Source organism: Ruminococcus sp. RTP21359st1_H3_RTP21359_211015 (genome assembly GCF_040909065.1).
Lineage (GTDB): Bacteria > Bacillota > Clostridia > Oscillospirales > Ruminococcaceae > Hominimerdicola > Hominimerdicola aceti.
Genome location: NZ_JBDGDD010000057.1, coordinates 5,468 through 7,005 on the forward strand (window position 1 = coordinate 5,468; position 1,538 = coordinate 7,005).

Genomic DNA, 1,538 nt, shown 5'->3' on the forward strand with positions numbered 1-1,538 from the left:
TGGACTCTCTGACGAGGATATGAAAAATATCCAGCAGGTGTATATAGTTGCCTGCGGCTCTGCCTACCATGTTGGTATGGTGGCTCAGTATGTTATCGAAGAACTGACTTCACTATCTGTCCGTGTGGAGCTTGCTTCTGAGTTCAGATACAGACAAATGAAGCTTGCAAAAAATAGCCTCGCTATCATCATAAGCCAGTCGGGCGAAACTGCCGACAGCCTCGCAGCTCTCCGCCTTTGCAAAGAAAAAGGAGTAAAAACTCTAGGTATCGTAAATGTGGTTGGCTCATCGATCGCAAGAGAAGCCGATAATGTCTTCTATACCCTCGCAGGCCCTGAAATATCCGTCGCAACAACTAAAGCCTATAGTTGTCAGCTCGTTGCCGCATATCTCCTTGCAATGCAGTTTGCAAAAGCAAAAGGGGAGATATCCGACGAAAGATTTGCTCAGCTCGTTGAGGAGATCAATACTATCCCTGAGAAGATAGAGAAAATTCTCGAGGATAAGGAGCGCTTGCAGTGGTTTGCTTCAAAGGTAGTGAATATAAAGGACGCATTCTTTATCGGCAGAGGTATCGACTATGCAGTAGGTATGGAGGGAAGCCTTAAGCTCAAAGAAATAAGCTATATCCATTCCGAAGCCTATGCGGCAGGCGAGCTTAAACATGGCCCTATCAGCCTTATCGAGGACGGAACTGTCGTGTTCAGCGTGGTAACTCAGTCTGCACTTTATGAAAAGACCATAAGCAATATGGTCGAGGTAAAAAGCCGTGGAGCAAAGCTTTTCGGACTTACTACCTATGGGAATTATGCTATGGAGGACGTTGCTGACTTCACAGTTTACACTCCAAGAATAGATAACCTTTTTGCGGCAAGCCTTTCAGTAGTACCGCTTCAGCTTTTGTCATATTATGTATCAGTAGGAAAGGGCTATGACGTTGATAAGCCGAGAAATCTTGCAAAGAGCGTTACGGTGGAGTAAAAAGAGAAAAATACTTACATCGCTGTTTACAGTGTACATCTTCACCGTCCTCTGGCTCACACTTTTAGACAGACAGTGGGGCGAACGTCGGGCAGAGCTTGTGCCCTTCTGGGAGGTGCGAAACCTTTTGGAGAACATAAGCATCAAGTATCTGCGGGATTTTTGGCTGGTACAGATTTTCGGAAACATTGCAATGTTTATCCCCTTGGGTGTTTTGTTGCCGTATCTTTTAAACGTCACAAAGTTCAAAAAAGTTTTTCTCATGTCCATTGCCTTTTCAGCAGGTATTGAGATAACGCAGTATATCACAGGCAGAGGGCTTTGTGAATTTGACGATGTTTTCAACAACACTCTTGGGGCATGCGTGGGGTTCACATCTTGGCGTTTAAAGATGAGATACAATAAAAAATACAAGAATGAGCAAAGTCCGTGGTAACAGGCTTTGCTCTAGGGCAATATATTTTAGTATTGCCTTTTTGCAAGCATAGTACAATGGTCAGTATACAAGCTTCCCAAGCTTGGGATGCGGGTTCGATTCCCGTTGCTTGCTCCAAAT

The 1,538-nt window shown here is 44.5% G+C and carries 2 protein-coding genes and 1 tRNA gene; all 3 read left to right on the top strand.

Annotated elements, in window-relative coordinates; all coding sequences use genetic code 11:
• On the top strand, positions 1 to 982 hold a 982-nt coding region (locus AB5Z01_RS13345), incomplete at its 5' end, for an isomerizing glutamine--fructose-6-phosphate transaminase (RefSeq protein ID WP_368365605.1).
• Entirely contained in the window at positions 933 to 1,418 is a 486-nt protein-coding gene (locus AB5Z01_RS13350) for a VanZ family protein (protein ID WP_368365606.1), read from the top strand. The genes AB5Z01_RS13345 and AB5Z01_RS13350, both read left to right, overlap by 50 nt.
• Before the next feature lie 42 nt (positions 1,419 to 1,460).
• A tRNA-Gly gene (locus tag AB5Z01_RS13355) sits at positions 1,461 to 1,535 on the top strand.
• Positions 1,536 to 1,538: the final 3 nt, after the last annotated feature.